Here is a 6511-nt window from a genome sequence, read left to right on the forward strand (position 1 = left end):
CACTAACGCTCCTGGTTGTAGGTGCTGTCAGGACCACGGTGTTCATTCCTTGTGTCCTGGCCGTTCGTTTCACTGCCTGCGTTGCGGCCTCGCTCGACGCCGCGCCGCAGGTTGCTCAGCCTGCCCCGGACGTCCTCCGGAGCGCGGGAGATCTGGGGGCCTCCCTGGGGAGTGGTCTCGGCCGCGCCCTCGACCAGGTTGGCCTTGGGCACCCGCCGCGGCAGCCCCGAGGAGGTCACCCCGCCCGCCTTGGGTTTGCGCAGCGCCGAAGCCTGCTGCCAGCGGTCGTCGTTGGCCGACCGCCAGGTGTCCTCGCCGCCCGCCCCCGGTGCGGCGGCCGGCGTCTCCTGGCCCACGTGCCCCGCGTCGCCCGCGGTGGCGCCGCGGCGGGGAAGACCCGCGTCGGTCAGCTCGTGGGCGGCGGAGGGGGCAGGCCCCGGACGGTCGAAGCCTACGCGGTCCGACTCGGTCACGTCAGCGGCCTGGGCGGATTGCGCCTGGGGGGTGCCCGCGGAGTACTGGTCCGGATAACCGTTCTGGTATCCGTCCTGCTGCGGCCAGTCGTCCTGGTGGCGCCGCTGCTCGAAGGGCGCGTAGTTCCCGGACTCCGGCAGGCCGCCGTTCGGCGCGTAGTACTGCTCGTCGTACGACGCCTGCTGCGGTTCCTGGTAGGCCTGCTGCGGGTCGGCGTACGCCGACTGCGGGTCGTACCCGCCGTTCGGCTGCTCCTGGTAGCCGCCGTTGGGCTGCCCCTGGTAAGCGCCGTTCGGCTGCTGTGGGTAGCCGTCGAGGGGCTGGTCGTACCCGGGCTGCTGACCGGTGAACTGGTCCTGGAAGGCGGTGGCCCCGTGGTTTGCGCCCTCGCCCTGGTCGGCCGGACCCGGCAGCTCGGGCTGCGACTGGGCCTCCAGGGCCGCGCGGCGCTCCTCGCGCATCAGCGAGCGTCCCACCGGGTCCAGCTCGCGTATGTCGTCCGGGACCTCGGCGTACCGGCTGTCGTCGAAGCCCAGCTCGGCGGCGGTCCGCATGGGCTCGCCGATCTGGCCGAAGCTCTCGCCCTGGAAGTTCTGCTCCGGAATGATCTGCGAGACGGTGAACTCGTCGCGCGGCTGCTGCTCGCCGCCGCCACCGCCGTGGGTGATGGCGTCCGGGAGCATGACCAGCGAGGTGGTGCCCGCCTGCTCACCGGAGGGGCGCAGCTGGACCCGGATGCCGTGCCGGTCGGACAGCCGGCCGACCACGAACAGGCCCATGCGCTGCGAGATCGCGGCGTCCACGGTCGGCGGGTTGGCCAGCTTGTGGTTGATGTCCGCGAAGTCCTCGGCGGTCAGGCCGATGCCCTTGTCGTGGATCTCCACCATCACGCGGCCGTCGGGCAGCCGGGTCGCGGTGACGCGGACCTTGGTCTGCGGCGAGGAGAACGTGGTGGCGTTCTCGAGCAGCTCGGCGAGCAGGTGCACGAGGTCGGTCACGGCGCGGCCGTGGATCTCGGCCTCCGGCACGCCGGACAGCTCGATGCGCTCGTACTGCTCCACCTCGGAGGAGGCGGCGCGCAGCACGTCGACCAGCGGGACCGGCTGGTCCCAGCGGCGGCCGGGCTCCTCGCCGGCGAGGACCAGGAGGTTCTCGCCGTTGCGGCGCATACGGGTGGCGAGGTGGTCCAGCCGGAAGAGGTTCTCCAGCTGGTCGGGGTCGGCCTCGTTGTTCTCCAGGTCGGTGATCAGGCTCAGCTGGCCCTCGATCAGCGACTGGTTGCGGCGCGACAGGTTGGTGAAGATCGCGTTGATGTTGCCGCGCAGCAGCGCCTGCTCGGAGGCGAGCCGGACGGCCTCCCGGTGCACCTGGTCGAAGGCGCGGGCGACTTCGCCGATCTCGTCGGTCGAGGTGATCGGGATCGGCTGCACCCGGGTGTCGACCCGGCCGGGGTCGGTGCGGGAGAGCTGGTCGACCAGCATCGGCAGGCGCTGCTCGGCGATGCCGAAGGCGGCGTTGCGCAGCTGGCGCATGGAGCGGCTCATCCCGCGGGCCACCATGCCGGCCAGGACGAACGCGGCGAGCAGCGCGATCACGACCGCGGCACCCGTGATGTAGGCGTCACGCTCGGCGTCGTCGGCGATCCCGGACGCCTCGGACACCGCCTTGTCGGCCAGGTCCGACTCGATCTTCTGGTACGCGTCGAACTTGAGGGTGTTGACCGCCCACCAGTTTTCCGGCGTGATGCCCTGCCGGGCCAGCTCCGCCCGGGCGCTGGTGTCCGTGGACGCGAGTCCGGCCAGCTCCGAGATCATCGTCGTCGGGTCGGACGGCGGCGGCACGTAGTCCGGGTCCTTGGCCTTGGCCTCCTTGGCCATGGCCGCGCCGTCCTCCTTGAGCTTCGCCTCGGCGTCCTCGAGCTTCTGCGCGTCCGCCTCGGTACCGCCGCCGATGTACTCCTCGATTGCGATGCGCTCCAGGTAGGCGTACGAGGAGAGCGCGACGCGCTGGCTGGCGAGGTGGCTGGGCTCCGGACCGGGCTTGACCAGCATGTGCATGCCGATGGAGCGCTCCAGCGAGAGCGCCGCCTTCGTCAGCGAGATCGCGTAGACGGTACGGCCGTAGGAGGTGATGTTGCCGGTGCCCAGGCCCAGCTCGTTGGCGAACTCCATCAGGGGGTGGGCGACGCCGGTGTAGCCCTCCTCGGTCTCCACGCCCTTGAGCTTGGAGGTGTACGCGGCCGCCCGCAGCGTCTGGACCTTGGGCTCCTGCTCGCGGAAGACCTTCAGCCGGCGCTCCAGGCCCGCCTTGGCGGGCATGCCCTGGGCCGCCTCGTCGAAGACGTCGGCCGCGTCGTCGGTGGCCTGGCGGGCCTTGCTGACGGTGGCGTCCTTCTCACCCTTGCCCTGCAGCAGGGGGGCCGCCGTGATGTCGCGCTCGTTGTAGAGGGCGTTGGCGTAGCCGAGGGAGGCGCGCACCAGACGCGCGGTGCTCTCGGCGTCCTCGGCGTCCTGCCAGGTGTCGATCGAGCTCTTCACCTGGAAGCCGCCCATGACGAGGCCGACCAGCACGGGTATGAGCAGGATCGCGTTCAGCCGGGTGGTCACCCGCCAGTTGCGCGGTGTGAAGCGGCCACCGCTCGGCGCGGGCTCGGCCTTGGGTTCCGCGGCGGGGACGGGGGCGGACGCCGCTGTGCGCGGCGGCGGGGTGAAGTTGCCCCGGGCCGATGGCTCGGGACCGTTCTTGCTTCGCCTCACTCGACCAACAACCTCTCGGCGGTCGGCACCTGTGTCGTGCCGCTGTGTCTCAGAACCCACTCCGTCAGTCATCGAGTACGCGCTACTGCTGAGTACGTCTTTGACCATGGGGCAGTTCTGGCATTCCAGCACGGCGACCAGCGCTCTTCCAAACAGTGGAACGCGGGGGTTACACGTGATGTAAGCCTCGCGTAAAACGGTCATAAAGAGCGAGGTCCGTCAAAAGACGGGGCGTTCGTGCGCGCAGCGAGACCAGTTGACCGCGTCGCGTGTCGGTACCACCCGATTCCTCTGCCGAAACGTTATGAACAGCGGAGCCGACCGTGTCAAAGGACACAGCCGGCTCCGACTCGTCTACGACAAGTGCCGTAGAAGCCTGCCGACTTGGCTGCGGCGGTGGGCGGACCTACCGCAGGCGGGCCATCAGCGCGTGCTCGACCAGCGTGATCAGTGCCGACTTGGCGTCGGCGCGGTGCCGGGCGTCGGTCGTGATGATCGGGGTGTCCGGGCCGATCTGCAGCGCCTCGCGCACCTCGTCCGGGGAGTAGGGCTGCTGACCGTCGAAGCCGTTGAGCGCGACGACGAACGGCAGACCGCTGTTCTCGAAGTAGTCGACGGCCGGGAAGCAGTCGGCCAGCCGGCGGGTGTCGCACAGCACGACCGCGCCGATCGCACCGCGCACCAGGTCGTCCCACATGAACCAGAACCGGTCCTGGCCCGGCGTGCCGAACAGGTACAGGATCAGGTCCTGGTCGAGCGTGATGCGGCCGAAGTCCATGGCGACCGTCGTGGTCGTCTTGTCCCCGGCGTGCGTGAGGTCGTCGATCCCGGCGCTGGCCGAGGTCATCACGGCCTCGGTGCGCAGGGGGTTGATCTCGGAGACGGCGCCCACGAACGTGGTCTTGCCGACGCCGAAGCCACCGGCCACCACGATCTTCGCGGAGGTGGTCGCCCGCCCTCCGTCAGAGCTTTCGAAGTCCACTGAGCACCCTTTCGAGCAGTGTCACGTCCGGCGCACCGCCGTTGTTCTCGTCGCCGCCAGGCTGGTGGATGGCGACGAGCCCGGCCTCCGCGAGGTCCGCGACCAGGATCCGCGCCACACCGAGCGGCATCGCCAGCAGGGCCGACACCTCGGCCACCGATTTCACCTCGCGGCACAGATGGCAGATGCGCTGGTGCTCGGGGAGCAGTCCCATGAGCGCTGCCGGGTCGGCCGTCGTACTGATCAGCGCCTCGATGGCGAGCTGATAGCGCGGCCTGGTCCGGCCGCCGGTCATCGCGTAGGGACGTACCAGCGGCTGGTCGCCCTCGTCCTCGTACGGCTCCGCGTACGGATCATGAGAGGCGGTGGGCGGGGTCATGAATCCTCCGGGCGGGACAGCAAGTCGGTCAGTCAAGCCGTCTGACGAGGCCGGTGGGGGGATTGTGGCGGCCGGACGGTGATTTGGTAACACGGGTGGTGCCGGGGCCGATCAGTGGAGCAGACTGCCTTGTAGTTCGGCGCGCAGGTCGGGTGTGAGGACCGCGCCCGCGCGGTCGACCAGGAGCGCCATCTCGTAGCCGACGAGGCCGATGTCGCACTCCGGGTGCGCGAGGACGGCCAGGGACGAGCCGTCCGAGACGGACATGAGGAAGAGGAACCCTCGCTCCATCTCCACGACCGTCTGCGCCACGTTGCCGCCCTCGAAGATCCGGGAGGCCCCGGCCGTCAGTGAGGTCAGCCCCGAGGCGACGGCCGCGAGCTGGTCGGCGCGGTCGCGAGGGAAGCCCTCCGACATCGCCAGGAGGAGTCCGTCGGCGGACACGACGACGGTGTGGGACACCCCTGGGGTGTTGTCCACGAAATTCGTGATCAACCAGTTGAGGTTCTGTGCCGCCTGGCTCATCGGGCTCAACTAACGCTCCTGCTGGTGAGTGGGCCGCGGGTAGCTGCCGGTCTGGTTGGTACCGGCCTGACGGCCCTGTGCGATTCCCCGACGGAGATTGGTCAGCCGGCCGCGCACGTCGTCGGGCGCACGCGAAACCGCCGGACCGCTCTGGTGCGACTGCTGCTGAGCCGTCCCCGGGACGAGGTTGGCCCGGGGGACCCGGCGCGGGAGGCCGGAGGTGGTGACCCCGCCCGCGGCCGGCTGCCTGACGCGCTCCGCCTGCCGGACGAGGTCGTCGTTCGGCGAGCTGCGCCAGGCGGAGGTGGCCGGCCGCTGGGGGGCCGCCGGGGTCTGGGGCTGGGCGGCCTGCGGCTCCGGGGTCGCGGCCGGGGCGTCCTGCGGCGCCCTCGACTCGCGGTCCCCGTGGAACCAGTTGGTCTCCAGCGTGTCGTACAGCGGCGTACGCCCGTCACCGGGACCGGTGGCCGGGGGCAGCGCCCATCCGTCTCCGGGCCGCTGCGCGGGAGTGCCGTTGGTGTTCTGGGCCACGGGCTCCGGTGCGACCGGCCGCTGCGGGGCCGGCGGACGCGGGGCGCCGAAGTCGTTCCCGCCCTGCGTGCCGCCCACCTGAGGACGCTCGAACTGCCCGGTGGCCGCCGGGTTCTGACGGGCCGGCAGGTTGTGCTGTCCGGTCGAGCCGTTGTCGTAGCCCTGGGCGCCGGCGAACCGGTCGGCCGGGGCCGAACCGTTCGGGGCGGCCTGGGCGGGCTGCCCGCCGAAGACGTCCGAGCGGACGAACGCGCCGCCGCCCTGCTGCGGGGCGGCCGGCTCGGGCCGTGCGAACTGGTCGTTCTGCGGCGCGTCCTGACCGAACCGGCCCTGGTCGTACTGGCCCTGGTCCGGCCGGTCCTGGCCGTACTGGCCGGATCCGTACTGACCCGGTCCGTACTGGTCCTGCCGGTACTGATCCTGCCGGTACTGGTCCTCGTACTGGTTCTGGCCGTCGTACTGGTTCCGGCCGTCGTACTGGTTCTGGCCGGGCTGGGCGAACTGGCCCGTGTCATGCGACTCGTCCCGACGGGGCACCGGAGCGTCGAAGTCGGGGCGGGCGAACTCGGCCGTGGCGGCGGGGGACTGCGGCTCACCGAACCGGGGCACGGCCGGCATCTCCGCGGTCGATCCCGGACCCTGCCGCTCGTCGAGGCGCGGCGTCCGGTCGGTGCGGGAGCTGTCCGGCTCGTCGTGGCCGCGCGGGGTGTCCAGCGAGGCGCGCGGCACGGGCGGCTGCGCGTTCTCGTCGCTCCAGCTGGGCACCCGCGGCTGCGGGTTGCCGCCGGGCAGCTCGGCCCGCGGACCGCCGCGCGGCGGCAGCTGGGGACGACGGCCCTGCTCGGCGTCGCCGTTGCCGCCCCG

4 protein-coding genes and 1 pseudogene are annotated in these 6511 nt (G+C 71.4%); all 5 read right to left on the reverse strand.

Annotated features, from left to right (window positions below):
- Positions 1-2 precede the first annotated feature (2 nt).
- Positions 3-3230 carry a sensor histidine kinase gene (locus BZZ08_RS31870; protein WP_198601809.1) on the reverse strand — a complete coding sequence of 1076 codons (3228 nt, stop codon included), beginning with the start codon at positions 3228-3230 and terminating at the stop codon, positions 3-5.
- Positions 3231-3636: 406 nt separating this feature from the next.
- Positions 3637-4212 carry a GTP-binding protein gene (locus tag BZZ08_RS31875; protein ID WP_003973455.1) on the reverse strand — a complete coding sequence of 192 codons (576 nt, stop codon included), beginning with the start codon at positions 4210-4212 and terminating at the stop codon, positions 3637-3639.
- Positions 4193-4591 (reverse strand): DUF742 domain-containing protein, encoded by a 399-nt coding sequence (locus tag BZZ08_RS31880; RefSeq protein WP_003973454.1) that lies wholly within the window; start codon positions 4589-4591, stop codon positions 4193-4195. Before BZZ08_RS31880 ends, BZZ08_RS31875 begins: the two co-directional genes overlap by 20 nt.
- 111 nt (positions 4592-4702) lie before the next feature.
- On the reverse strand, positions 4703-5116 hold the full coding sequence (locus BZZ08_RS31885; protein ID WP_003973453.1) for a roadblock/LC7 domain-containing protein: 414 nt from the start codon (positions 5114-5116) through the stop codon (positions 4703-4705).
- A gap of 9 nt (positions 5117-5125) precedes the next feature.
- Positions 5126-6511, reverse strand: a pseudogene (locus BZZ08_RS31890) (nitrate- and nitrite sensing domain-containing protein); the annotation flags it as partial.

The sequence above is a fragment of the Streptomyces sp. MH60 genome, from assembly GCF_002939385.1.
Lineage (GTDB): Bacteria > Actinomycetota > Actinomycetes > Streptomycetales > Streptomycetaceae > Streptomyces.